The sequence below is a fragment of the Microbacterium sp. genome (genome assembly GCF_047607225.1).
Classification (GTDB): Bacteria; Actinomycetota; Actinomycetes; order Actinomycetales; family Microbacteriaceae; genus Microbacterium.
In genome coordinates, this window is the sequence record NZ_JASGDO010000072.1 from 14,867 (window position 1) to 38,060 (window position 23,194).

The 23,194-nt window shown below is 68.5% G+C and carries 24 protein-coding genes and 1 tRNA gene; 13 read left to right on the forward strand and 12 right to left on the reverse strand.

Annotation, left to right across the window (positions count from 1 at the left end; all coding sequences use genetic code 11):
* The first annotated feature begins 5 nt into the window (after nt 1-5).
* The 5 genes from QM591_RS15025 to pknB all read left to right on the forward strand — a co-directional run bounded on the left by QM591_RS15025 (nt 6) and on the right by pknB (nt 7,625).
* On the forward strand, nt 6-1,238 hold the full coding sequence (locus tag QM591_RS15025; protein WP_415133499.1) for a PP2C family protein-serine/threonine phosphatase: 1,233 nt from the start codon (nt 6-8) through the stop codon (nt 1,236-1,238).
* The gene (locus tag QM591_RS15030) at nt 1,235-2,626 is read left to right on the forward strand and encodes an FtsW/RodA/SpoVE family cell cycle protein (RefSeq protein WP_415133501.1); all 1,392 of its coding nucleotides are present in this window, start codon (nt 1,235-1,237) and stop codon (nt 2,624-2,626) included. Before QM591_RS15025 ends, QM591_RS15030 begins: the two co-directional genes overlap by 4 nt.
* Entirely contained in the window at nt 2,623-4,080 is a 1,458-nt protein-coding gene (locus QM591_RS15035; RefSeq protein ID WP_415133503.1) for a peptidoglycan D,D-transpeptidase FtsI family protein, read from the forward strand. The genes QM591_RS15030 and QM591_RS15035 overlap by 4 nt, the downstream gene beginning before the upstream one ends.
* The gene (locus QM591_RS15040) at nt 4,077-5,855 is read left to right on the forward strand and encodes a serine/threonine-protein kinase (RefSeq protein ID WP_415133505.1); all 1,779 of its coding nucleotides are present in this window, start codon (nt 4,077-4,079) and stop codon (nt 5,853-5,855) included. The genes QM591_RS15035 and QM591_RS15040 overlap by 4 nt, the downstream gene beginning before the upstream one ends.
* A gap of 87 nt (nt 5,856-5,942) precedes the next feature.
* Nucleotides 5,943-7,625, forward strand: a complete 1,683-nt coding sequence (gene pknB / locus QM591_RS15045) for a Stk1 family PASTA domain-containing Ser/Thr kinase (protein WP_415133507.1) — start codon at nt 5,943-5,945, stop codon at nt 7,623-7,625.
* Nucleotides 7,626-7,636: 11 nt separating this feature from the next.
* Here pknB and QM591_RS15050 read toward each other — a convergent pair whose 3' ends face one another.
* The 3 genes from QM591_RS15050 to QM591_RS15060 are packed head-to-tail and all read right to left on the reverse strand — an operon-like array spanning nt 7,637 to nt 9,163.
* Entirely contained in the window at nt 7,637-8,314 is a 678-nt protein-coding gene (locus tag QM591_RS15050; protein WP_415133509.1) for an anthranilate synthase component II, read from the reverse strand.
* Nucleotides 8,307-8,465, reverse strand: coding sequence for a hypothetical protein (locus QM591_RS15055; RefSeq protein ID WP_415133511.1), 159 nt, complete (start codon nt 8,463-8,465; stop codon nt 8,307-8,309). Before QM591_RS15055 ends, QM591_RS15050 begins: the two co-directional genes overlap by 8 nt.
* Nucleotides 8,465-9,163 (reverse strand): class E sortase, encoded by a 699-nt coding sequence (locus QM591_RS15060; protein WP_415133513.1) that lies wholly within the window; start codon nt 9,161-9,163, stop codon nt 8,465-8,467. The genes QM591_RS15055 and QM591_RS15060 overlap by 1 nt, the downstream gene beginning before the upstream one ends.
* Before the next feature lie 106 nt (nt 9,164-9,269).
* Here QM591_RS15060 and QM591_RS15065 point away from each other — a divergent pair, with 106 nt between their 5' ends.
* Nucleotides 9,270-9,512 carry a cell division protein CrgA gene (locus QM591_RS15065; protein ID WP_067164914.1) on the forward strand — a complete coding sequence of 81 codons (243 nt, stop codon included), beginning with the start codon at nt 9,270-9,272 and terminating at the stop codon, nt 9,510-9,512.
* Nucleotides 9,513-9,646: 134 nt separating this feature from the next.
* On the opposite strand, the gene QM591_RS15070 is transcribed toward QM591_RS15065, so the two are convergent.
* Together QM591_RS15070 and QM591_RS15075 are read right to left on the reverse strand one after the other, a co-directional pair.
* Nucleotides 9,647-10,513, reverse strand: a complete 867-nt coding sequence (locus QM591_RS15070; RefSeq protein WP_415133515.1) for a rhomboid family intramembrane serine protease — start codon at nt 10,511-10,513, stop codon at nt 9,647-9,649.
* A 25-nt stretch (nt 10,514-10,538) separates the two neighbouring features.
* Complete coding sequence (locus tag QM591_RS15075) at nt 10,539-11,096, reverse strand: peptidylprolyl isomerase (RefSeq protein WP_415133517.1); 558 nt, start codon at nt 11,094-11,096, stop codon at nt 10,539-10,541.
* 134 nt (nt 11,097-11,230) lie between these two features.
* Between QM591_RS15075 and QM591_RS15080 the strand changes: the two genes are divergently transcribed.
* Together QM591_RS15080 and QM591_RS15085 are read left to right on the forward strand one after the other, a co-directional pair.
* Nucleotides 11,231-11,806, forward strand: a complete 576-nt coding sequence (locus QM591_RS15080) for a DNA helicase (protein WP_415133519.1) — start codon at nt 11,231-11,233, stop codon at nt 11,804-11,806.
* Nucleotides 11,807-11,920: 114 nt separating this feature from the next.
* Nucleotides 11,921-12,346: an aminoacyl-tRNA deacylase gene (locus QM591_RS15085; protein WP_415133632.1), complete on the forward strand. Its 426-nt coding sequence runs from the start codon at nt 11,921-11,923 to the stop codon at nt 12,344-12,346.
* Between the two features lie 2 nt (nt 12,347-12,348).
* On the opposite strand, the gene QM591_RS15090 is transcribed toward QM591_RS15085, so the two are convergent.
* Nucleotides 12,349-12,777, reverse strand: a complete 429-nt coding sequence (locus QM591_RS15090) for an NUDIX hydrolase (protein WP_415133521.1) — start codon at nt 12,775-12,777, stop codon at nt 12,349-12,351.
* A gap of 51 nt (nt 12,778-12,828) precedes the next feature.
* On the opposite strand from QM591_RS15090, the gene QM591_RS15095 reads away from it, so the two are divergent.
* The 3 genes from QM591_RS15095 (at nt 12,829) to QM591_RS15105 (ending at nt 16,598) form a co-directional block, all read left to right on the forward strand.
* Nucleotides 12,829-13,272, forward strand: coding sequence for a GNAT family N-acetyltransferase (locus QM591_RS15095; RefSeq protein ID WP_415133523.1), 444 nt, complete (start codon nt 12,829-12,831; stop codon nt 13,270-13,272).
* A gap of 64 nt (nt 13,273-13,336) precedes the next feature.
* Nucleotides 13,337-14,956, forward strand: a complete 1,620-nt coding sequence (locus QM591_RS15100; RefSeq protein WP_415133525.1) for a DUF1800 domain-containing protein — start codon at nt 13,337-13,339, stop codon at nt 14,954-14,956.
* Nucleotides 14,957-14,966: 10 nt separating this feature from the next.
* Nucleotides 14,967-16,598: a DUF1501 domain-containing protein gene (locus tag QM591_RS15105; protein ID WP_415133527.1), complete on the forward strand. Its 1,632-nt coding sequence runs from the start codon at nt 14,967-14,969 to the stop codon at nt 16,596-16,598.
* 129 nt (nt 16,599-16,727) lie between these two features.
* On the opposite strand, the gene QM591_RS15110 is transcribed toward QM591_RS15105, so the two are convergent.
* The 4 genes from QM591_RS15110 to QM591_RS15125 all read right to left on the reverse strand — a co-directional run bounded on the left by QM591_RS15110 (nt 16,728) and on the right by QM591_RS15125 (nt 18,608).
* A tRNA-Ala gene (locus QM591_RS15110) sits at nt 16,728-16,797 on the reverse strand.
* A gap of 206 nt (nt 16,798-17,003) precedes the next feature.
* Nucleotides 17,004-17,444 (reverse strand): hypothetical protein, encoded by a 441-nt coding sequence (locus QM591_RS15115; protein ID WP_415133529.1) that lies wholly within the window; start codon nt 17,442-17,444, stop codon nt 17,004-17,006.
* Nucleotides 17,445-17,539: 95 nt separating this feature from the next.
* Nucleotides 17,540-17,947, reverse strand: coding sequence for a hypothetical protein (locus QM591_RS15120; protein ID WP_415133531.1), 408 nt, complete (start codon nt 17,945-17,947; stop codon nt 17,540-17,542).
* Nucleotides 17,948-17,954: 7 nt separating this feature from the next.
* On the reverse strand, nt 17,955-18,608 hold the full coding sequence (locus QM591_RS15125; RefSeq protein ID WP_415133533.1) for a DUF433 domain-containing protein: 654 nt from the start codon (nt 18,606-18,608) through the stop codon (nt 17,955-17,957).
* 108 nt (nt 18,609-18,716) lie between these two features.
* On the opposite strand from QM591_RS15125, the gene QM591_RS15130 reads away from it, so the two are divergent.
* Both QM591_RS15130 and QM591_RS15135 read left to right on the forward strand, forming a co-directional pair.
* A complete protein-coding gene (locus QM591_RS15130; protein ID WP_415133535.1) occupies nt 18,717-19,382 on the forward strand; it encodes a hypothetical protein in 666 nt (221 codons plus the stop codon).
* Nucleotides 19,383-19,545: 163 nt separating this feature from the next.
* Nucleotides 19,546-21,711: a phage tail tape measure protein gene (locus QM591_RS15135; RefSeq protein WP_415133537.1), complete on the forward strand. Its 2,166-nt coding sequence runs from the start codon at nt 19,546-19,548 to the stop codon at nt 21,709-21,711.
* A 386-nt stretch (nt 21,712-22,097) separates the two neighbouring features.
* Here the strand turns inward: QM591_RS15135 and QM591_RS15140 are convergent, their stop codons facing one another.
* Entirely contained in the window at nt 22,098-22,784 is a 687-nt protein-coding gene (locus tag QM591_RS15140) for a hypothetical protein (protein ID WP_415133539.1), read from the reverse strand.
* The gene (locus QM591_RS15145; RefSeq protein ID WP_415133541.1) at nt 22,781-23,194 is read right to left on the reverse strand and encodes a hypothetical protein; all 414 of its coding nucleotides are present in this window, start codon (nt 23,192-23,194) and stop codon (nt 22,781-22,783) included. Before QM591_RS15145 ends, QM591_RS15140 begins: the two co-directional genes overlap by 4 nt.

The following is a 23,194-nucleotide window of genomic DNA, read 5'->3' on the forward strand; positions in this document are numbered from 1 at the left end:
TCTCCATGGTCTTCGAGGGGTCGAGCGTCGCCATCTCCCACACGGGCAAGGTGCGGTCGAACAACCAGGACTCCGGCTACTCCGGCTCCAACCTGTTCGCCGTGGCCGACGGGATGGGCGGGCACGCCGGTGGCGATGTCGCCTCGAGCCTCGCGATCCACCGCCTGAAGAGCCTCGACCACGCATTCCCCTCCACCGATGCGGCAGAGCGCGCCCTCCGCGACGCCATCACCGACACCGCGACCGAGCTGATCGACACGGTCGTCGTGCGGCCGGAGCTGGCGGGCATGGGGACGACCGTCAGCGCGATCGTGATGGTCGACGACTATGCCGTGATCGCCCATATCGGCGACTCTCGCGTCTACCTCTATCGAGACGACGCCCTCACCCAGATCACGACCGACCACACGTTCGTGCAGCGCCTGGTCGACTCGGGTCGCATCACCCCCGAAGAGGCGCGTTACCACCCGCGCCGGTCGGTGCTCATGCGCGTGCTCGGCGACATGGACCCCGATCCCGAGATCGACGCGTTCGTCATGCAGACCCAGCCCGGCGACCGCTGGCTGATCTGCTCCGATGGGCTCTCGGGCGTGGTCGACGACGCCCACACCTCCAAGACGCTCGGTCAGGGGCACGCCCCGGGTCGCACCGCCGACCTGCTCCTCAAGCAGGCGCTGGACGCCGGCGCGCCCGACAACGTGACGATCGTGCTCGTCGACGTCGGGGGCGCCCACCCGGTCGTGAGCGGCACTCCCACGATCGTCGGCTCGGCCTCGAACCCTCTCGGCGTCGAGGTGCCCGCGGCCCGTCCCGGGCGCGCGAGCTGGCTGCACCCCGGGCGTCAGGCGGCCAACGAGCCCACACACTTCGAGCCGGCGGCCGAGTTCCTCGAAGAGGTCATCGAAGAGGATCGCCGCCGAGCCCGCCGGCGGCGGATCTGGTGGCTCGTCGGCCTCGTCGTGACGCTGGCCGCCCTCGCCACCGCCCTGTTCGGCGCCTACCAGTGGACCCAGACGCGCTACTACATCGGGGCCGACGACGACTCGGTGGTGATCTATCGGGGGATCCCGCAGGATCTCGGTCCGATCTCCCTCTCGTCCGTCTACGAGGACACCGGCATCCTGCTGGCCGATCTCCGCGCCTACCAGCGGTACTCGGTCGAGCGCACGATCAGCGTGCGCTCCCTCGCCGACGCGCAGGCCCGCGTCGAAAACCTGCGCCCGGAGGTGACCCCGTGACCGCCTCGCCCGACACCGCCGACGTCCGCGCCGACACCCAGGTGCTCAAGGCCCTGCGACGACTGCGGGTGCCGCAGACCCACCGCAACCGCGAGCTCTGGCTCCTGCTGTTCGCCTTCCTCCTCAACGGCGCCGCCACGGTCCTCGTGCAGCTGGGCGCGCTCGGCCGGCTCGACTGGTCGTTCCTGTCGTTCTGCGGAGGCCTGGCCGCCCTCGTCCTCGCCCTCCACATCGTCCTGCGGTTCAAGGCACCCTCGGCCGACCCGTTCGTCGTCCCGATCGCGACGCTTCTGACGGGTCTGGGCACCGCCATGATCTACCGGATCGACCTCGCGAAGGGATGGGAGGGCTGGACCGGGTTCTCCACCCGCCAGCTCGCATGGTCGGCGATCGCGATCGCGGCCGCCATCGCGATCGTGATCCTCCTCCGCAACTACCGGGTGCTGTTCCGCTACACCTACGTGTTCGGCTTCACCGGCCTCGTCCTCCTCCTCCTGCCGTTCGTGCCGGGCCTGGGCGTCAAGGCCGGCGCCGACGTGTGGGTGTCGGTGGCGGGGGTGTTCTCGTTCCAGCCGGGCGAGCTGGCCAAGATCGCCCTCGCGATCTTCTTCGCCGGCTACCTCGTCCGCACCCGTGAGGCCCTCGCGTCGGTCGGCACCCGATTCCTCGGGGTCACCTGGCCTCGGGCCCGGGAGCTCGGCCCCGTGCTCGTGGTGTGGTTCGCCTCGCTCGGGATCATCGTGCTGCAACGCGACCTCGGCACCGGCCTGCTCATCTTCGGCATGTTCATCGCGATGATCTACGTCGCGACCGGGAAGACCAGCTGGGTGCTCATCGGGGTGACCCTCGCCGTCTCCGGCGCCCTCCTCGCCGCCCAAGTGCTGCCGTACGTGAAGGGCCGGTTCACCAACTGGCTCGACGCCTTCAACCCCGACACGATCGACGGCTCCAGCATGCAGCTGGCCAGCGGCATCTTCGGGCTCGCGCAGGGCGGCATGCTCGGCACGGGCCTCGGACAGGGGCGTCCCGAGCTCACCCCGCTCGCCTGGAGCGACTACATCATCCCGAGCCTCGGCGAGGAGCTCGGCCTCATCGGGCTGTTCGCGATCCTCTGCCTCTACATGGTGTTCGTCAGCCGCGGCATCCGCGTGGGCATCGCCGGGCAGGACGACTTCGGCAAGCTGCTGGCCACGGGGCTGTCGTTCACGATCGCGCTCCAGGTGTTCATCATGGTCGGCGGCGTCACGCGGCTCATCCCGCTGACCGGACTGACGACACCGTTCCTCGCGGCAGGAGGCTCCTCGCTCGTGGCCAACTGGATGATCGTCGCCCTGCTCCTGCGCATCTCCGACGCCGTCCGCTCGCGTCCCCGGGTGGTGATCGGATGACGAAGGAACTCCGCCGGCTGAGCATCGTGATGCTCGTCATGTTCCTGGGGCTCCTCGGCGCCGTCAGCTGGATCCAGGTCGTGGCCGCGAACGAGCTGCAGGCCAATCCGCACAACAAGCGTGCGCTCTTCGACTCCTACGACGTGCAGCGCGGATCGATCTTCGCGGGCAGTGAGGTCATCGCCGCCTCGGAGCCCAGCGACGACGTCTACAGCTGGCTGCGCACCTATCCGGACGCGCAGATGTGGGCGCCGGTCACGGGCTACTTCAACCCCGAGCTCAACTCGCGCACCGGCTTGGAGAGCGCGATGAACGGCCCGCTGGCCGGCACCGGGAGCTCGCAGTTCCTCGCGCGCATCGAGCGCATCGTCAGCGGGCAGCCGCCGCGCGGCTCCGACGTGATCACGACCATCGACCCGTCGCTGCAGAAGGTCGCCTACGACGCGATCAAGAAGTACCAGGGCGCTGTCATCGCGATGGAGCCCGACACGGGGCGGATCCTGGCGATGGCGACGAGCCCGAGCTTCGATACGAACCTCCTCGCGGCGCACAACTCGAAGTCGGTCAACGAGGAGTTCGACCGCCTCAACGCCGACCGCACGAAGCCCCTGTACAACCGCGCGATCGGTGGCGATCTCGACCCGCCGGGATCGACGTTCAAACTCGTCATGGTCTCGGCGGCCCTCGCATCGGGCAAGTTCACACCGGAGTCCACGTTCGACAACCCGGCCACGTGGACCCTGCCGGGCACGTCGACGAAGATCCACAACTTCGATCGCGGCACGTGCGGACCGGGCAAGAAGGTCACCCTCGCCGACGCCCTGCGCCTCAGCTGCAACATCCCCATGGCGCAGCTCGCGGTGGCCCTCGGCACCGACGCGATCCGCGCCGAGGCCGAGAAGTACGGGTTCAACACCTCGTTCGAGCTGCCGCTGTCCTCGACGGCCTCGGTGTACCCGCAGGGTTTCGACCCGGCCCAGACCGCATTGAGCGGCTTCGGCCAGAGCGACGTGCGGGCCACTCCGCTGCAGATGGCGATGGTCTCGGCGGGGATCGCCAACGACGGCGTCGTGATGAACCCTCGCCTCGTCGACTCGGTCGTCGCCCCCGACCTCACGGTGCAGGAGAGGTTCGACAACACCGAGTTCGGCCGGGCGCTGACGCCCGAGCAGGCCGACACTCTGACCCAGCTGATGATCGCCAATGTCAGTGACGGAGCGGCCAGCGGTGCAAGAATAGACGGCGTCGACATCGCCGGGAAGACGGGCACCGCGGAGCACAATCCCGGCGATCCGTACACGCTCTGGTTCACCGGGTTCGCCCCCGCGGAGAACCCTGAGGTCGTCGTCGCCGTGATGGTGCAGGACGGTGGAGGACTCGGCCAGAACGGCACGAGCAACGGGATCGCGGCCCCCATCGCGAAGAAAGTCATTGAGGCGGTGCTGAGCGAATGAGACCGACGCAAGGTGTGAGCTTCGGCGGACGGTACGAGCTGGACTCGAGGATCGCCATCGGCGGCATGGGCGAGGTCTGGGAGGCCACCGATCACGTCATCGGCCGGACGGTCGCGATCAAGATCCTCAAAGACGAGTACATGGGCGACCCGGGCTTCCTCGAGCGTTTCCGGGCCGAGGCCCGCCACGCGGCGCTGGTCAACCACGAGGGCATCGCGAGCGTCTTCGACTACGGCGAGGAGAACGGCTCCGCCTTCCTCGTCATGGAGCTCGTGCCCGGCGAGGCCCTCTCGACGATCCTCGAGCGCGAGGGCTCGCTGTCCACCGACAAGACCCTCGACATCGTCGCCCAGACCGCCTCCGCGCTCCAAGCCGCCCACGCCGCGGGTCTCGTCCACCGCGACATCAAGCCCGGGAACCTGCTCATCACGCCCGACGGGCGCGTCAAGATCACCGATTTCGGCATCGCCCGCATCGCCGACCAGGTTCCGCTGACCGCCACGGGACAGGTCATGGGAACGGTCCAGTACCTCTCTCCCGAGCAGGCCTCCGGCCACGCGGCGTCTCCCGCGACCGACACCTACTCCCTCGGCATCGTCGCCTACGAGAGCCTCGCCGGTAAGCGTCCGTTCACCGGTGAGTCGCAAGTGGCGATCGCCATGGCGCAGATCAACGACGTCCCGCCGCCGCTGCCGGCGACCGTCGCCGAGCCGGTGCAGAACTTCGTGATGAGCATGATCGCGAAGAAGCCGGAGGACCGCCCGGCCACCGCGTCGGCCGTCGCGAGGGCTGCCACCGCACTGCGGCGCGGCGATGTCGCCGGCGCGGCCGCGATCGTCCCCGCCATCGCGGGGAGCGCCCCCGTCGACGAGGTCACCCAGCTCCTCACCGGAGGTCTCGGGTCGACCGAGGCCACACGCTTGCTGCCGACGACGGCTGCCGTCGATGCACCGGTCGCGACGACGGACGAGAAGAAGAAGCGCAAGCGGAGCCCGTGGACCTGGCCGCTCGTCGCACTCATCGCCCTGCTCCTGATCGTCCTCGCCGGCACGGTCTTCACGCTCCTCAACAACAACGGTGAGCCAGACCCGACGCCGAGCAGCCCGTCGCCGAGCAGCCCCTCCGCGCCGCCGTCCACACCGCCCACCTCGCCGAGCGCAGAGCCGACGAGCGTCGCGGTCGACAGCCTCGGCCTCCGGGGCATGACGTGTGACGACGCGCTGCAGCTCGTCAAGGACGAGGGCCTCAACAACGCCACGTGCGAGACCGGTGACGCCGCCACGAAGAAGAGCGACGTCGGCACGGTCTACGAGTTCAGCCCCCAGGGCAACGTGAAGTTCGACGAGTCCTTCGTCATGCGCGCCTACGGTCCCATGACCGTGCTGGAGCAGCCGGGTGCCGCGACCATCCAGGACGACACCGGCAACGCGGTCGACTCGGTGGAAGCCGGCGGCACGGCCTACATCGGCTGGCCGACCAACTACCAGTGCGCCGGCGGCGGGGTGATCTCCACGTACGAGATCTCGCTGACGAACGGAACGTTCAACGTCTCGGGTTCCCCGTCGAAGGCCAACTTCGGCCTGTCCGACATGCCCGTCGCGGTCACCGTGACCGGAGGCGTCGGAAGCCGGCTCAGCGTCACGTACACCGTGACCTGCACCAACGGCGACAACGAGCAGGTCTCACCGTCCGCCCCCACCGCCGAGGCGCGGATCGTCGCCGCGCCGTCTCCCGACCCGGAGCCGTCCGAGGAGGGCGAGGACACCACCCCCTGACCGAGGTCACGTCCACCATCGTCCCAGCGAGGGTCGGTTAGGCTGGCGAGGTTCAGCACAGGGAGTGAAGTGTCAGCAGAGCCGCGCGTGCTTTCCGGTCGTTACCGCATCGACGAGCTCGTCGGTCGCGGCGGAATGGCGACCGTGTACCGCGGGCACGACATCACTCTGGGCCGCACCGTCGCCATCAAGATCCTCAAGGCCGAACTCGCCGCCGACAGCGCCTTCCGCACGCGGTTCCGCCTCGAAGCGCAGGCTGCCTCGCGCATGTCGCACCCCGCGATCGTGCGGGTCTACGACGCAGGCGAAGACGTCGACACCGCCGAGGATGGCACCACGCGTGCCGTTCCCTACATCGTGATGGAGCTCGTCCAGGGTCACCTCCTGAAAGACGTCATCTCCGCCGGGCCGGTCAGTGTCGCCGACGCGATCCGTTACACCGACGGCATTCTCGAGGCGCTCGAGTACTCCCACCGCGCGGGCGTCGTGCATCGCGACATCAAGCCGGGCAACGTCATGGTGACCGAGCAGGGGCAAGTGAAGGTGATGGACTTCGGCATCGCCCGCGCCGTCTCCGATTCCTCGTCCACCGTCGCCGAGACCACCGCCATCATCGGCACCGCATCGTACTTCTCGCCCGAGCAGGCCAAGGGCGAGCCCGTCGACGCCCGTGCCGACCTGTACTCCGCCGGCGTCGTGCTGTACGAACTGCTCACCGGGCGCCCGCCGTTCCGGGGCGACACGCCGGTGGCGGTGGCCTATCAGCACGTGAGCGAAGCGCCCGTTCCTCCGTCCGATGTGGTGGCCTCCGTCCCCCGCTCCCTCGATTCCGTGGTCCTGCGAGCCCTCGCGAAGGATCCGTATCAGCGGTTCGCCGACGCCGCCTCGTTCCGGCACGCGCTCGATGCGACGGGCGACGGAAAGACGCCCACCAAGCGCCAGGTCGGCGCCCTGCACAGCGAGCTGTACGGAGCGAACCCTCGACAGGCGGCGGAGACGGCCCGGTCGCTGCGCCAGCTCAGCACCGACACGACGATGCGCCGCACCCAGACGGGCCCGCCCGTCGCATGGATCTGGACCGGCGTGGCCGTTCTCGCGGCCCTGCTGATCTCGGTGTTCATCTGGGTGATCGCCAGCCGTCCGCAGCCGACGTTGCCCGAGAACGTGCGGAAGGTGCCGGACATCGTCGAGATGGCATGGGATCGCGCCGAGAAGGAGCTGGTGGCCAACGATCTCGAGGCCACGAAGGTCGAGGAGAACAGTGACACGGTCGCGGCCGGCAATGTGATCCGCACCGATCCGATCGCCGGAACCCGCGTCGAGCCCGGTGAGGAGATCACGGTCTACGTCTCGACCGGCCAGAAGCTTGCCACCGTGCCGAGACTGGAGAACCTCTCACGCGAGGAGGCGACGGCCGCTCTCGACGATGCCGGCCTGACCCTCGGCACCGTCACGACGCGCAACGACCCCAAGCTCGCCGCCGACACCGTCATCTCAGCGAGCCTCGACGAGGGCGCGGAGGTCGCGGTGGGGACGAGCGTCAACGTCGTGGTCGCCAGCGGCAAGGTCACCGTCGTGGACATGTCCGGCTACAGCGTCGATGCCGCCGAACGCGCGCTCGAAGCCGATGATCTCGGCCTCACGGCGAACGTCGTCGAGGATGCGAACTGCGCCGGCAATCCCGACGCGCCCATCGTCAAGTCGCAGTCGGCCGTCGGCGACGTCGCGATCGGATCGACGATCGATCTGGTGGTCTGCACCGGCTCCTGATCCGCGCCGGTTCAGACGCGCGGTCCGCCCTGTCCACCCTGTCCGTGGGGCCGAAGCTCGGCACCGCGCGCGGCGGCGCCGTGGAGCCCGATGCTCTCGAGCCAGTTGCCCAGCAGACGGTAGCCGCCTTGGGTGAGGACGCTCTCGGGATGGAACTGCACTCCGTGGAGCGGGAGTGTCGTGTGCGCGATCGCCATCACCACCCCGGCGCTCGTCCGCGCCGTCACGACGAGCTCCGGCGGAAGGGTGTCCCTCACGACGGCCAGAGAGTGGTAGCGCGTGGCCGCGAACGGATTCGGCAGTCCCTCGAAGAGCGCGACCGTCTCGTCGTGATGCATCTCCGACGTCATGCCGTGCAGGAGTTCGGGCGCGTGGGTGACCGTCGCTCCGAACGCGACGGCGAGCGACTGGTGACCGAGACACACTCCCAGCAGCGGCATCCCCGCCGACGCTGCCGCACGCACGATCGCGACGGACGCCCCCGCGCGCTCGGGCGTCCCCGGCCCCGGCGAGACGAGCACGCCGTCGTGGCCCGCGATCGCGGCGACGGCATCGTCGATCTCATCCGACTCGACCACCGAGACGCTCGCTCCGAGCTCTCGCAGGTAGCCGATCAGGGTGTGGACGAAGCTGTCGTGATTGTCGACGACGAGCACCGAGCGGTCGGGCGTGGAGATCGGCTCAGCCACCGATGGTGGAGTCCTGCGGCGAGATGAACTGCGAAGCCCAGGGGAAGACGTACCAGAACAGTCCGTAGAGAGCGGCCGCGACCAGCGCGATCACGATGATCACCCGGAACCACACGGGCCCGGGCAGGAGACGCCACAGTGCACCGTACATCAGGCAGTCTCTCCTTCGGTCAGGGAGGCGGGGGGTCCGTCGGAGCGAGGCGTGAAGTCCTCGAACAGGGCGTAGGCGATGATCCGCTCGAGCATGTTGAACTTCGGAGCGCAGCTGGTGAGGGTGAGGTAGCGGCCGTCCGCGTCGAGCCCCACCTGCTGGGGCACCGGGAGCAGCACGTCGACCTGAGTGTCCTGCACGTACTCGAGGTTGCGGAACCGGTAGGTGTACCAGCCGGCCTTGGTCTCGATCACGATCGCATCGCCCACGACGAGCTTGTCGATCGGGTCGAAGGGCGCTCCCGAGGTCCATCGGTGGGCGGCGTAGACCGTGTTCCCCTCTTCGCCGGGCATGGCGGTGTCGGGGTAGTGTCCGATCTCGCCCTGGTCGAGGATGTCGGGCCGGGTGACTCCTCCGGCGATCGTGAACTTCCACTTCTCGCCGAAACGAGGGATCCGCATGACGCCGAACTCGTCGCCGTGCTTCGGCTGGTCGAGCACCGGGATCACCGGTGCGCCGGCGGGCGGACTCGGGTCGGGCTGGTACTCCTGAGCCCACGAGGTCACGAGGTCATCGGCCTCGGCCTGCTTCTGCGTCCCGATGATCCAGTCGCCGATCCACATCTGCCACGAGACGTACAGCAGCGCCACGACCCCCGCCGTGATCAGCAGTTCGCCGAGCACACCGACGAACGTCACCCGCCGCCGAGGCCTCCGCGCGCGCGACGAAACTCCGCTCACTTCCCCCACACCCGCGATTGTGCCACACCATGTGCTGAACATCACCTGACGATAGGATCGTCGCATGGCACGTTCAGGCAACGACGAAGACCCGATCGTCGAGCAGCGCGACGGCGAGCAGGCACCCAATCCGGTGTGGTTCAAGCCGATCATGCTCGGACTCATGATCATCGGCCTCGTGTGGGTGATCGTGTATTACCTCAGCGGGTCGAACCAGTTCCCCATCCCCGGCGCGGGTGGGTGGAACCTCGTCATCGGCTTCGGGATCGCGTTCGTCGGCTTCTTGATGACCACGCGCTGGCGCTGACAGGATTTCCGCGCCCTGCCGCCCTCCACAGGTGGTTCCACAGGTGTGAATGACACCGGTGTAATTCATCCCCATCTGTGGATGAAACTGTGGATAACCTCGTTCGGACTCGGTCGGATCTCGTTCGGACTCGGTCAGATGTAGAGCAGAGCGGGGATGGCGAGAAGCGCCAGCAGACCGACTCCGGTCGCACCCAGCAGCAGCTTCTGCGTGCGCTGCTGACGGATCGCGCGCGTGCGCGCGAAGATCACGCCGACGAGGGCGCCGACGAGGCCCCCACCGATGTGCGCCTGCCACGAGATGTTCGATCCGGGCAGGAAGGTGATTACGAGGTTCAGTCCCAGAAGCACCGCGATCGCCGTGACGTTCGCGCCGAGGTGACGACCGATGACGAACATCGCACCCAGGAGACCCCAGACCGCGCCGGATGCCCCGACCACCCACGTTCCGGGGGCTAGGAGAGCGACGAGGACCGAGCCGCCGAGGGCGCTCAGGAGATACAGCGCGGTGAACCGCCACCGTCCGAGGAGGGGTTCGAGGCTGCGGCCGAGCGCCCACAGCGCGAGCATGTTCAACGCGACGTGCCAGATGCTCGCGTGCACGAGCGTCACCGTCAGCAGGCGCCACGGCTGCAGGTTGGGTCCGGGCAGCACGAACACACTGTTGAACGCGAGCCACCACTCGATCTGGCCGCCGACCCGGGGGATCAGGCTGACGAGGTAGAGGAGTGAGGTGAGGGCGACGATCGCGTAGGTGACGACGGGCGTCCCGTCGGACCTACGCATCGCCCTCACCGCACGTGTGCCGCGCGAGGGTCGCGTGGCCTTGACGTTCTTCTGCTGCTCGCGCAGACACTCCGGGCAGATGACCCCGACGGGCATCTGCGTCTGGCACTCGGGGCAGATCGTGCGGGTGCAGCGCTGGCACAGCACGAAGCTCTGCCGGTCGGGGTGCCGATAGCAGAAGTTGTCGGGGTTGGCCCGGAGGTCGGCGTTTGTCACGCGAACGGAGCGCGGCTGCGGCGGGTCAGGCCGCGACGACGTCGATCGAGGAGATCACGACCGGCTCGACGGGACGGTCTCCGGGGCCGGTGGGCACGGCGGAGATGGCGTCGACCACGGCACGCGACGCATCGTCGGCGACCTCGCCGAAGATCGTGTGCTTGCCGTTGAGCCACGGAGTGGGATCGGTCGTGATGAAGAACTGCGAGCCGTTCGTGCCCTCCGCCTGGCCGGTGATGGCGTTGCGGCGAAGACCGGCGTTGGCCATGGCGAGCAGGTACGGGGAGCCGAAGGTGAGCTCGGGGTGGATCTCGTCGTTGAACGTGTAGCCGGGGCCGCCGACGCCCTGACCGAGCGGGTCGCCGCCCTGGATCATGAAGTTCGGGATGATGCGGTGGAAGACGACGTCGGTGTACAGCGGTCCCTCACCGGGCTTGCCCGTGGCGGGGTGGGTCCACTCCTGCGTGCCGTCGGCGAGACCGGTGAAGTTCTTCACGGTCCGCGGTGCGTGGTCTCCGAAGAGATTGACGACGATGTCGCCGTGGTTGGTGTGGATCGTCGCGACTGCGGTGTGGATGGGCATGCTCACCATTCTCCCACCTGTCAACCCCTGGCGTGTCGCTGGTGGTCTGGCAAGATAAGGAATACGGGATATCAGTTCGTATGGACAACCGTTCATTGACGCACCCAGACGAGACCCAGACGAGGGAGGGCTCCGTGAGCCTCAGCCGCAAGCGCAAGAAGCAACTCCGCAAGCTGCAGAAGGACGCCAACACCCTGTGGGAGTCGCAGCAGGTCCTGCTGGGCCAGGCCGGCGACGTCGCGCGTGAAGCCGGACGTCAGCTCGGCAACTACAGCCGCGAGCAGGTCGTTCCGACCGTTCAGCACGGCTACGAGAAGTACGCCGCCCCGGTCGTCTCCCGTGGTCTGCGCACCTCCGCCAAGGTCTATAACGAGCGCCTCGCCCCGGCCGCCGGTGCCGTGATCGGCTCGGCCCTGTCGGTGTGGGATGCGGCGAACGAGAAGCGCGATGCCCTCTCCTCGGGCCGCGGCTTCGGGGCGATCGACGTCGACAAGCTGCAGAAGAAGGCACAGAAGTACGGCAAGAACGCCACCAAGCGTCTGACCGTCACCGCGCCTCCCGCGAAGAAGAAGATGGGCGCCGGCGGTGTGCTGGCGATCATCTTCGGCATCGCCGCCGCTGCGGGCGTCGTCTACGCCGCCTGGCAGACACTGCGTGCCGACGACGAGCTGTGGGTGGCGGACGACCCGCTGCGCGCGCCTGACGCTTGAGCCCCCGCCCTTGGTCCGGGCGAGACGTTGCGGGAGTGAGGTCGGTCGTTGAGCGAACAGCGGGGCGACGAGACGAAGCGCGTCCGCGACGCGGCCGCCGTTCGCGGGCTCGAGATCGAGCTTCGCGAACGACCGGCCGCCCGCAGTCTCGAGGAAGCCGCTGCCCTCCTCGGGATCGCCCCCGCGAGCATCGTGAAGACCCTCGTGGTCAAGCGCGCCGACGACACGTACCTCTTCGCGCTCATCCCGGGGGATCGGGCGATTTCGTGGCCGAAGCTGCGTGCCGTCGTGGGCGTGAACAAACTTCAGCTTCCCGATCCGCAGCGCGCGCTGCAGGCGACGGGGTACGAGCGCGGCACGATCGTGCCGATCGGAAGCACGACTGACTGGCCGGTGTTCGCCGACGAGGCGATCGTGGGCCAGCGGATCGCAATGGGAGCCGGCGCTCACGGCTACAGCCTCTTCGTCGACGCCGACGAGCTCATCGCCGCCTATGGGGCCACCGTCGCCGACATCTCACAGCCCCTCGCCGGGGAGTGAGCTCAGGCCGTCAGACCGGCCAGGTGCAGTCCGACGTCGATCAGCTTCACATGCTGCAGCGCCGTGATCGCGTCGAGCGGGAACCACTCGGCGCGGTCGGTGGAACCGTCGATCTCGTTGCGGAGTCGCCCGCCCACGACGTGTGCCCGATAGATGATGCGGAGTGCGTGCAGGGGCCGATCGCGTCCGGCCTGAATCCGCTCCCGTACCGGGATGACGCGCGAGTCGATCCCGAGGAGCCCGTCGAGCTCGACGCGGTACCCCGTCTCTTCGAGCACCTCCCGGCGCGCAGCGCTCTCCGGGTCCTCGCCGGCCTCCAGTCCTCCGCCCGGCAGCGTCCAGGCCGAGCGGTGCCCCTGGTTCCAGTGGGCGAGCAGAACCCGTCCGTCACCGTCGGTGATGACGGCGTACGCGGCGACGCGGAGGTCCATCCCGTCACCCTAGACGACGCGGCACTGCACGGCGATTGCTAGCGTGGCGGCATGACGAGCATCCTCCCTCTCACCGCATCCGATCGTGACGACTGGCAAGTGCTGTGGGACGCATACCTCACCTTCTACGAGGAGGACCTCGATCCGCAGGTGACCGACGCCACGTTCCGGCGCCTCGTCGATGGGACGGGCGACCTGCACGGGGCGATCGCCCGCGACGCGGAGGGACGAGCCGTCGGCCTCGTGCACTGGCTCGTCCATCCGAGCACCTGGAGCACGCAGGGCTACTGCTACCTCGAAGACCTCTTCGTCTCACCCGACGCGCGCGCGGGAGGCGTGGGACGAGCGCTGATCGATCACGTGCGCGCGTGGGCGAGCGCGGCGGGAGCAGAGAAGGTGTACTGGCTCACGGCCGAGACCAACACGACCGCGCGGGCACTCTACGACCGCGTCGCCCACCGCACCGGCTTCCTCCACTACGAGCTCCCTCTCTAGCCCCACCCACCCTGCGGGCGACAAGAAGATGGGGCTGTCGCGCAGGGAACGCTATGCTTCGCGCATGAATCCCCGCGTCCCCCCCGCGGGCGAATCGGCGACCGCTCCTCCGCCGCCCCCGCCCCTCGTCCACCGCCGGAGCTTCCTCGGTGGCATCGCGACGGCCTCCGTTGCCGCCGTCGCAGCGCCCCTGCTCGACGCCCCGAGCGCTCAGGCCGCCGACAACTATGCGCCGGTTGCCTACCCGGCGACACCCGTAGCCACGAAGGCGGAACTGCACGTCATCCGGCGGTGGACGTACGGGTTCCAGCCCGCTGCCCTCGTCGCCGTGCGCGAGGCGGGAGGACCCCGCGACTGGCTCGAGGCCCAGCTCACCCCGCAGGACATCACCGAGTCACCGAAGGTCGCGACCCTCGACTCCTGGTGGCGCTGCATCACCTCGACGCCCGATGAGATCGTCGCCCGCGATCGCAGCCGCGAAGAAGAGGGGTGGCACGCGATGGCGGCCTACGCCTCCTATGCCCTCGTGAGACGTCAAGAGTCGAATCGTCAGGTGCTCGAACTCATGACGGAGTTCTGGGAGGACCACTTCTATATCCCCATCCATGACGACGGAGTGTTCCCGTTCCGTATCTCGTTCGGACATCGCCTGCGCGAGCTCGCGCTGACGAGCTTCGAGGAACTGCTGCAGGCCGCCACCGTCCATCCGGCGATGGGATGCTCACTCGACAACGCGCGCTCGACCAAGAGATCCGTCAACGAGAACCTCGGGCGGGAGCTCCTCGAGCTCCACACCGTGGGCAAGGGCGCCGGCTACAGCGAGAACGACGTCAAGGCGTCGGCCCGGCTCCTCACCGGCTATCGCGTGGACATGTGGACGACGTGGGAGTCGTTCTACGATCCGACGTGGCACGACACCCAGCCGGTGAAGGTGATGGGCTTCTCCCACGCCAACGCGAACGCCGACGGCCGCCCGGCCGTGCGGCAGTACCTGTCCTACCTCGCCCGGCATCCGTCCACCGCGCAGCGGGTTGCGCGGAAGCTGGCGCGGCGCTTCGTGAGCGACAGCCCGTCGACGCAGCTCGTCGATCACCTGGCCACCGTCTACCTCCGAAACGGCACCCGCATCGTGCCCGTACTGCGCGCGCTGTTCGACCACGACGAGTTCTGGGCCTCCGCGGGGGCGAAGGTGAAGACGCCCACGGACGAACTGGTCTCGATGAACCGCGCGCTGGGCGTGTCGTTCGGCAAGCCGACATCTCGGGACACCGGAGCACTCCATGCGCACTACATGGCGGGGGGCATCGGCGCGTCCCCCTGGTCGCATCCGCGCCCCGACGGCCCGCCGCTGGACAACGACGCCTGGAACACGCCGTCCCGCTTCCTCGCCTCGTGGGATGCGCATTGGACGCTCTCGGGCGGCTGGTGGCCGACGAAGGACACGACCCACGTGCCCCCGGCAGCACGCCTGCCGAAGGCGCAGCTGACGCTGGCGGAGTTCGTGGACCACCTCTCACGTCAGCTGACCGGGGTGGCATCCACGGAGAGCCTCCTCCGCGCGATCTGCACCGCGACGCAGCTCGCCCCCGGCACGGTCGTGACCACTCAGCACTCCATCGTCCGGTGGCAGATGCCGTGGGTGCTCGCCCTCGTCCTCAATCAACCGCTCTTCTACCTCCGATAGGAACGGCGCCGTGCTCGAATCCTCCCCGCCCGGTCTCGCCGCCGACCCCCTGGACGCCGGCTGCGACGACTTCGCCGCCAGCGTGTCGCGGCGCACCGCCGTCCGCTCGGCCCTCGGCATCGGCGTCGGTCTCGTCATGGCCTCGGTGTTCGGCGATGCGTTCGTGGAGACCTCCTACGCGGCGGGAGGCAAGAAGGCGGACCGCGTGCTGGTGGTGCTGTCGCTCCGCGGCGCCGCCGACGGGCTCTCCCTCGTCGTTCCGCACGCCGACCGCGTCTACTACGCCGCGCGCCCGAACATCGCCGTACCGAAGGACAAGCTGCTGGCGGCGGACGCGCAGTTCGGACTGCACCCGTCGTTCGCACCGATCATGCCGCTGTGGAAGGCGGGTCGTGTCGCGGCGATCCACGCGACCGGGCAGCAGGTCACGACGCGGTCGCACTTCGCGGCGATGGAGGAGGTCGAGGACGCCGACCCGGGGTCGCAGGCGCGGGTGGGCTGGCTCAATCGCCTCATCTCGCTGCGCGGGGGCGGGGCCTCGGACAGCACGGCGCTGCAACTCGGAGAGACGGTGCTCGCCACTCAGCTCGCCGGCCCGGCGCCCGCCGTCTCGGCGGCGAGCCTGGACAAGCTCAAGCTCGTCGGGCCCGGCGGCAGCGAAGCCGCGCGATGGGAGAAGGCGCTCTCGAGCCTGTGGACGAATGCGCCCGCTCCGGTGGCGCGAGGCGGAGGTCGGGCGCTCGCCGTCGCGCAAGCCTACGGCCCGGCCCGTGCCGCGAGCGGGGGTTCGGTGACCTACCCTAAAGGCAGCCTCGGCGATGCGCTGCAGGGCGCGGCCAAGGTCATCAGGGCAGACCTCGGCGCCGAGGTCATCACGATCGATCAGGGGTCGTGGGACCACCACCAGTGGGTGGGCAACCTGTCGAACGGGAACCTCAAGAACATGGCCGACCCGCTCGGCCAGGGACTCGCCGCCTTCTTCGCCGACCTCGGCGCCATGGAGAAGAAGGTCACGCTCGTGACGATCTCCGAGTTCGGCCGCCGCGTCAAAGAGAACGGCAACGGCGGCCTCGACCACGGACACGGCAACGTCATGTTCGTTGTCGGTGCGGGAGTGAAGGGCGGCTACTACGGCCGGTGGCCGGGCCTGGAAAACACCGCCGATGCGGATCTCGCGGTGACGACCGACTATCGCGACGTTCTCAGCGAGGTGGTGGCCGCCCTCTACCCGGAACGCAGCCTCGCGGCGATCTTCCCTCAGTTCCGTCACAAGCGGCTCGGGTTCATGGCCACGGTGGTCACCGGCGGCGACACGGGACCCACGACCCCGGCACCGAAGAAGATGCCCACGAGCTTCTTCACGTCCTACGGGAAGCGGTCCGGATCGAGTCGAGTGGGCTCCAAGGTGACCGCCCCCGCCCCCAAACTGAGCGCCGCCGGCAAGAAGGCGAAGGTCAAGACCTCCTCTCGCTGGGAGACGGTCAAGAAGGGCAAGACCAAGAAGCGCGGAACCAAACGCTCCTTCACCATCCCGGCGTCCTACCTCGGCTGCTCCTTGCGCGTGCGGGTGACCTACACCGCGAAGGGCTACAAGGCCAAGACGAAGACCTTCAGCTGGGGCACCGTCAAGAAGAAGAAGTAGTCGCGGCTTCTGAGCCGCTGCTCAGGTGGCGCGTCTTGCGCCTGTGAGCTCGAGGAACTCGCAGAATGCGCCACGTGAGCGACGCGGGCGAGGCCGCACGAACGGGCGAGGAGAGCGAGACGGAGATTGTGGAGCCTAGGAGATTCGAACTCCTGACATCCTGCTTGCAAAGCAGGGCTACCTCCTCCACCGAGGGCCCGGATTCCCGCAGAATCATGCGGAGCCGGGCCCTCATTCGTGCAACCAGAACTAACCGAGATATGGCACGAACAACCCCGTAATGGCACGACTCTGGCACGAACGAAAGGCCCCACGAGCAGACTGCCGCCAGCCGCTACGCGGCGAGCACGCGACCGTCCACGCCCCTGCCCGCCCGAGGGCCACGCGGACGCGAAGCGGAGAGCCTCACCGTCGCTTTCGTGTCCGTGAGCGTTTCACCTTGCCGTTCGCGAGCGTCACCCGGACCTCGTACCAGCGAGCGCCATAGAAGGTGCCCTGCCGGAGGAACGTCTCTTCCATCACGACCGCGGCTCCCCCCGTGAGTGTGTACGGCAGGCCTGGCTCCTCGATTCCCATGAGGGGGATCAGGCCCCCAGGGATGTCGTCGCTTCGGTGAACTTCGACATGGTGTATCTCGATGGGCGCGCGTCCCTTGTTCCAGATGTACGCCCAGACCGTCTGCTCGTCCTCGGTGGCATGCGTGTTCGCCCGCACCTTCACCCGTGGCCCGGACCACGCCCAGGCAGTGATGCTCCATGCGAGAGAGAACAACGCGATGGCTCCGGCGACTATCGAGATGACGAACGCGGGCAAGGCGAAGGGGTCGCTGGCTTGAACGAGGATCACGGGCCGAGCCTATCGAGAGGGCTCACCCCGATTCGTGATGCCTGGCTCTTGCATCATGGCCGGTGTGGGTTCACGTCACGGACAGGTCGGGGACATTACTCGCGCAGGTTGAGGGGGCGCACGTCGTCCTCGTAGATGCCGTAGACGTACGGGCCAGGCTTGCCAGCGCGCCGCAAGATGCGCGCCTCGTTCCGGAGGAGCCAGGACAGCATCGTCTCTCCAGAGATGTTCGCGTTGCTGACGGCGAACACGCGCGCTCCGGCGACCCTTACCGCTGATGCCTCCGCGGGGCGCTTGGCGATCTGAGAGTCCTTGCACAGGCACACTTCTCCCTGCGCGGTGGCCTCGGTGATCCAGTCGGGATCAGCCATGCCCTCACCGACGCGCTGACCGTAGCGCTCGTTCATGGTGACGACTTCCCAGCCACGCTCGCGCAGACCATCCGGGATGATCTTGCTCCCCATCCCTCTGTCGATGAAGAAGCGATGCGACCCGGCCGTCACATCGCCCCTACGCGGCCAGCGGTTGGAGCACCTGCACCGTATGCTCCGGGAGGTCGTAGTCGTAGGCGATGCTCGCGGGCGGCTCCCCGGCTTTCAGGCGTCCGAGCACGTCACTCACCCGCACTCCAGTGCCCGCAAGGGTGGGCTGACCGAACGACTGTTGCGGGTCTATGTTCATGAGCACGTCGTCAGCCACCGGAATCGCGAGCCGGTGCGCGTAAGCGGGTCCGTAGGTGATGGTGCGGAGGCGGTCACCGAGCGCCGCGCGGAAGACGCCTTGCCCGTGCACGACTTCGGAGAGGTCGGCGGAGTCGTCGCCCTCTATCTCCTCCCACATGATGTCGGCCCCATCGGTCTTCAGCCGTTGGCTGGCGAGGGCGTACTCCATGCCGTAGCGACGGCGCACGGCCTCCACGGAGTCGCGGATCGTGCGCGTGCGGAGGCCCTGGTCCTTCAGGAAGCCGACGACGTAGGCCTCAGCGAGGGACAAGAAGGGGACGTGATAGCCGCGGCCCTCCTGAACACCGTCAATGAGCGGAGGCATGTGCGTGCCGGAGGCGGTGGTGTAGCCGTGCATCCACCGGGCGACGGTCGATTGCGGCTTGCCGAGGATGCGCGCGACCTCGCTCTGTGAGTACAGAGGGGTGGTCAGCGTGTCCATCGTTCCAGTCCTTCTGGTGGGGGCTCGTTCGCAGATTAGCAGTGTGAGCCTGGGCACCGACGCTGGACAGCCTCCGCGTCGTGACACTCCGTCACTACGGTTATCAGCATGACTCCCCTCCCGGTTCCGCCCGAGTCGTTCGACGGGCTCAACTTCGGCGTCTCGCTCGCCGCGGCCATCGTGAGCGTGCTCGCCCTCATCATCGGCGGCTACTCGCTCGGGTGGCAGATTGTTCGCCACTACCGCTGGGCACGCCCGCGTCTCGTCGTCACCGGCGAGTGGGGCCGGATGCACGAACAGCACTCGGATGGTCGCGTGGAGCGCGACACCTGGACGCTGGAGGTCACCGTGACCAACACGGGGGACGTGGGCACGCAGATCATCGACGTGTACTGGGAGTTCCCTGCCGTGGACGACACCCAGCGCCCGCTCCGTGTCGCCGGGAGCACGGACCCTGACGAGCCGTATGCGATGCATGTGGACTGGCAAGGCATCATCACGGAGGAGGGCATCCGCGATCCGAGCATCCCGACCCGGCTGGAGCCGTTCTCCCGCCTGTACTGGCGTTTCGAGGTTCCCGCGTCTGGCGCTGGACACTCACAGGTCCGCCGCTTCGAGCGTGGCCGTGCCGCGGTCACGTGGGTTTCTCGCGATGCCGTCAAGGAGCCAGCGTTCGGAGAACATCCGCACGTTCGTACGACCTACGGACCGTGGCAGACGTTCAGCGCGGATCACCCGTCGAGGGCCGGGAGCGATTCGAGCCCGAACACGTGATGCTGGGCACTGTTCCCCGCTGGGGGCACATCACGGGGCGATAACGCCTCTTGCATCATGGCCGGGCCACGGCGTGGCGTCGCCATCGGGTCCGTAGAGTGCCGCGCCACGGCTGGCGCGGACGCGCGCCGCCGACCTGACCTGAGAGAGGCGGCACCCCCGCATGGCTATGGACATCGGCACACTCGTCGGATACCTGGAACTCGACACGAGCAAGTTCGAGGAGGGCGCGAAGGGGGCTGGGGCGAAGATGCCCGGCTGGATGGCGGCGGCGGGTGCGACGGCGGCGCTGGCTGTGGGTGCCGCGTTCTCGGCCGCGTTCGTGAACGCCGTGAACATCGATGCGGGGAACGACAAGATCGCGTCCCAGTTGGGGCTCACGGAGGCGGAGTCGAAGCGGGCTGGGCAGGTCGCCGCCGAGGCCTACGTGGCCGGGTTCGGGGAGTCGGTGCCACAGATGCAGGCCACCACGGCAGGCGTCATCTCCAGCATCCGGGGCATGCGTGACGCGTCCGTGGAGGAACTCGGCGGGATCGTCCGTGGAGTGCAGGCCCTGTCGGACAACTTCGAGGTGGAGGCGGATCGTATCTCCCAGGTGGTGGGCCAGATGCTCTCCACCGGCCTCGCGTCCTCCGCTGATGAGGGCCTCGACCTCCTCACGGCGTCCCTCCAGAAGGTGCCCGCGGCTGTACGGGAGGACCTCATCGACGCCGTGGATGAGTACGGCCCGTTCTTCGCTCAGGTGGGGCTCTCTGGTGAGGACGCGATGAGCGCGCTCGTGGCCGCCTCGGAAAAGGGCATGTATGGCATCGACAAGACCGGTGACGCGCTGAAGGAGTTCACGCTGAAGGCCACCGACATGTCGAAGTCGTCGGTCGCGGCCTACGACACGCTCGGGCTCTCCGCCGACGACATGGCGGCATCGCTCCTCGCTGGAGGGGACCAGGGAGCGGAGGCGTTCCAGCGGATCGTGGACGGCCTCCTCGGGATCGAGGACCCGGTGGCGCAGTCGCAGGCGGCGCTCGCTCTCTTCGGAACCCCGCTGGAGGACCTCGGCACGAACGAGATTCCGGCGTTCCTTCAGGGCCTCTCCGACATGGAGGGTGGTCTGGGGGACTGGCAGGGCTCGACGGAGGAGATGGCGGCCACCGCGAGCGGCAACGTCGCGGCGTCGTGGGAGCAGGTGACGCGCTCCCTGGAGTACCTGATGACGACCGTCGCGGGCGGTCTGCTCCCCGTTCTGGAGCCTCTCGCCGCGTGGCTCGCGGAGAACCCGACGCTCGTCGGGGCGGTCGCCCTCGGGCTTGGTGTCCTGGCCGCCGCGCTCGGGATCGCCGCCGTCGCACAGTGGGCGATGAACTCCGCGCTCCTCGCGTCCCCCATCACGTGGATCATCCTGGGCATCGCGGCCGTGATCGCCGCGCTCGTCCTCCTCATCGCGAACTGGGATGCGGTCGTGGCGTGGGTGTCCGACGTGTGGGACGGTTTCATCGGCTGGGTGACTGGCGTGCTGGAGGGCTTCGCGGGCTGGTGGAACGAGACGTGGGCGGCCATCGGGGAGTGGATCACCTCCGTGTGGGAGGGCTTCATCGGGTGGATCACCGACACCTGGTCCGGGTTCGTCTCCTGGCTCATGAGCATCGTCAACGGCGTCCGCTCCTGGTGGAACGGCCTCTGGTCCGGCATCGGCTCGTTCTTCGAGGACGTGTGGAACGGCATCGTCGCGTGGGCCGTCTCCATCATCACGAGTTTCATCGCCCGGTGGACCGTCATCTGGTCGCGCCTGACCTCGTTCTTCTCCGGCCTGTGGGACAGCATCGGGGACGCCATCTCGTCGGCGTGGGAGGGCATCCTGTCGTTCTTCGAGGGCATCCCCGACGCGATCAAGGGGTTCTTCACGGGCGTCGGCACGTGGCTCTACAGCATCGGCCGCGACCTCATCAACGGCCTCCTCAACGGCATCCAGTCGCTCGCCTCGACCATCGGCTCGTTCTTCCTGAACCTCCTCCCCGACTGGATTCGCGAGCCGTTCAAGATCGCGCTCGGCATCCACTCGCCCTCGCGGGAGTTCTTCGGCTACGGCATGAACATCGGGGAGGGACTCGTGGAGGGCCTCGACGCGTATCAGCCGGTGCTCGAAGCGCGCATGTCGTCGCTGGTGCCGGTGCCGGACTACGTGCCGGATGAGTGGTCGTCCCGCTACGGGTCGGGCGCTTCGGTGGGTGCGTTCCACTACCACGCGGCCGAGGGGCAGTCCCTGTCCTCGGAGGAGGCCCTGTTCCTCGCTCTCGGCTCGCCTCGGTCACCGTTCGGTGGTATGTCCGACTGAAAGCACGCTGGGTGGCCGTGAGACTCGCACAGAGCGACGAATGGGGTCGAGGTGGGGTGGGGGGCCCAGACGGCCCCTGAAGCGCTTAGGCGGGCGCTGAGCGCTCCTCAGAACACGAGGGGCAGGGACCGGTGGGGCGGTGATCCTGCTTCGTAAGTAGGCAGTCCGGCTCCGGATGCCGACACCGGGTCGGGCCGATCCTCCGGCCCAGGGCGGCCGGTGAGGCGCGCTCAGTCCGGTTCCGGGGCCCGGCTCGGTGTCCGCTCGTGCCAGCCCCGTGCCAGTAGGGCCGCGTGAAGGGACCTCGGGTTCGCGTCCTCGTGTGACGCGCGAGGGGCGGACTAGCCGGGATGCGCTGGCCCGCCCCTCAGCGGTGGTCCTGGGTGTCAGGCGACCACGGGGATGCGCTCCAAGGCCTCCATGAGGAGTCCGATGGAGTTGCCAGCCGGGCCGGGGACAGCCTCCGCGTCGCCGTCCATCAGGAGGTCGAACGCGGCAGGGTCGGCCTGCTGAAGGAGCACGAGGCCCTCCCACGGGAGCGCGCCCGTGTTGGCGACGCCCTCCAGGATCGAGCGCCATGCGCGAGCCGGGAGCGTGGCGACCTCGGCGGCGGCGACCTTTCCCGCCGCGTCGTCCACCTCCACGAGTCGATCCCAGACCGCGCCCTGCACGAACTCCACCACGGAGGCCGGCTGGGAGTCCTGGAGGACCTCCGGCATCGTTTCCAGGTTGTCCAGGATGGCGGCGAGGCGCACACGGTCGGCGCTCGCGATGATCGTCGGGAGGTCCTGCCCGGCGTCGAGGAGCGCACGCACCTTCGACCACTGGTGCGCCTGGAGCGCGAGGTCGTCGGCACCCTTCGGCGCGAGCGCGTCGAGCACCGGCTGACGGTCGGGGGTGGTCGGCTCGGCGGGGAGGGCGGCGGTGAGGCGCGCCCGGATGCCCTCGACCTCGACTCGCTGGCGGGCGCGGAGCCCTTCGAGCGTCAGGTGCGGGTCCGTGGTGCGCGCGGTCGCGAGGAGGTCGCGGCGCGCGGTGGTGACGAGAGAGATGTTGCTGGCCGTGTCGGTCACGACTGGCCTCCGTTCTGTTCGGTGATGGTGCCCTGCTGGGCGTGGTCCGCGCCGGTCGGCGTGGAGGTCTTGGCGTGGGTTCGGCGGCTACGATCACGGGCGCATCCCCGGCAGTAGCCGGTCGCGTCTGCGCCCCAGACAATGCGCGCGTGGCCGTTGCGGCACAGAGCCCAGGTGCCGCCGTGGTCGCGCTGGGCGTTGTGCCGAGTGCATGTCGGGGCGTAGGCGTCGAGGTCTGTGCTGAGCCGCTTCGACTTCCCCCGGTCGAGCACGATGTGGGTCGGATGCCCGACGAGGGCCCAACCGGTGGCCCTCCGGTCGCAGTCCGGGTGCTCGCACCGTCGGCCAACGGCGGAACCGCGCGTGCGCGTGAGCCGCTTGTGCACAGCGGCGTAGGTAGGCGCGGTCAT

Bases quoted from the DNA above. Each gene is read 5' to 3' on its own strand.
- QM591_RS15025 (WP_415133499.1), top strand. From the start codon at position 6: ATGGTCTTCGAGGGGTCGAGCGTCGCCATCTCCCACACGGGCAAGGTG.
- QM591_RS15035 (WP_415133503.1), top strand. From the start codon at position 2,623: ATGACGAAGGAACTCCGCCGGCTGAGCATCGTGATGCTCGTCATGTTC.
- QM591_RS15040 (WP_415133505.1), top strand. From the start codon at position 4,077: ATGAGACCGACGCAAGGTGTGAGCTTCGGCGGACGGTACGAGCTGGAC.
- QM591_RS15055 (WP_415133511.1), bottom strand. From the start codon at position 8,465: ATGTACGGTGCACTGTGGCGTCTCCTGCCCGGGCCCGTGTGGTTCCGG.
- QM591_RS15065 (WP_067164914.1), top strand. From the start codon at position 9,270: ATGGCACGTTCAGGCAACGACGAAGACCCGATCGTCGAGCAGCGCGAC.
- QM591_RS15075 (WP_415133517.1), bottom strand. From the start codon at position 11,096: ATGCCCATCCACACCGCAGTCGCGACGATCCACACCAACCACGGCGAC.
- QM591_RS15090 (WP_415133521.1), bottom strand. From the start codon at position 12,777: ATGGACCTCCGCGTCGCCGCGTACGCCGTCATCACCGACGGTGACGGA.
- QM591_RS15095 (WP_415133523.1), top strand. From the start codon at position 12,829: ATGACGAGCATCCTCCCTCTCACCGCATCCGATCGTGACGACTGGCAA.
- QM591_RS15100 (WP_415133525.1), top strand. From the start codon at position 13,337: ATGAATCCCCGCGTCCCCCCCGCGGGCGAATCGGCGACCGCTCCTCCG.
- QM591_RS15125 (WP_415133533.1), bottom strand. From the start codon at position 18,608: ATGGACACGCTGACCACCCCTCTGTACTCACAGAGCGAGGTCGCGCGC.
- QM591_RS15130 (WP_415133535.1), top strand. From the start codon at position 18,717: ATGACTCCCCTCCCGGTTCCGCCCGAGTCGTTCGACGGGCTCAACTTC.
- QM591_RS15135 (WP_415133537.1), top strand. From the start codon at position 19,546: ATGGCTATGGACATCGGCACACTCGTCGGATACCTGGAACTCGACACG.
- QM591_RS15145 (WP_415133541.1), bottom strand. From the start codon at position 23,194: ATGACCGCGCCTACCTACGCCGCTGTGCACAAGCGGCTCACGCGCACG.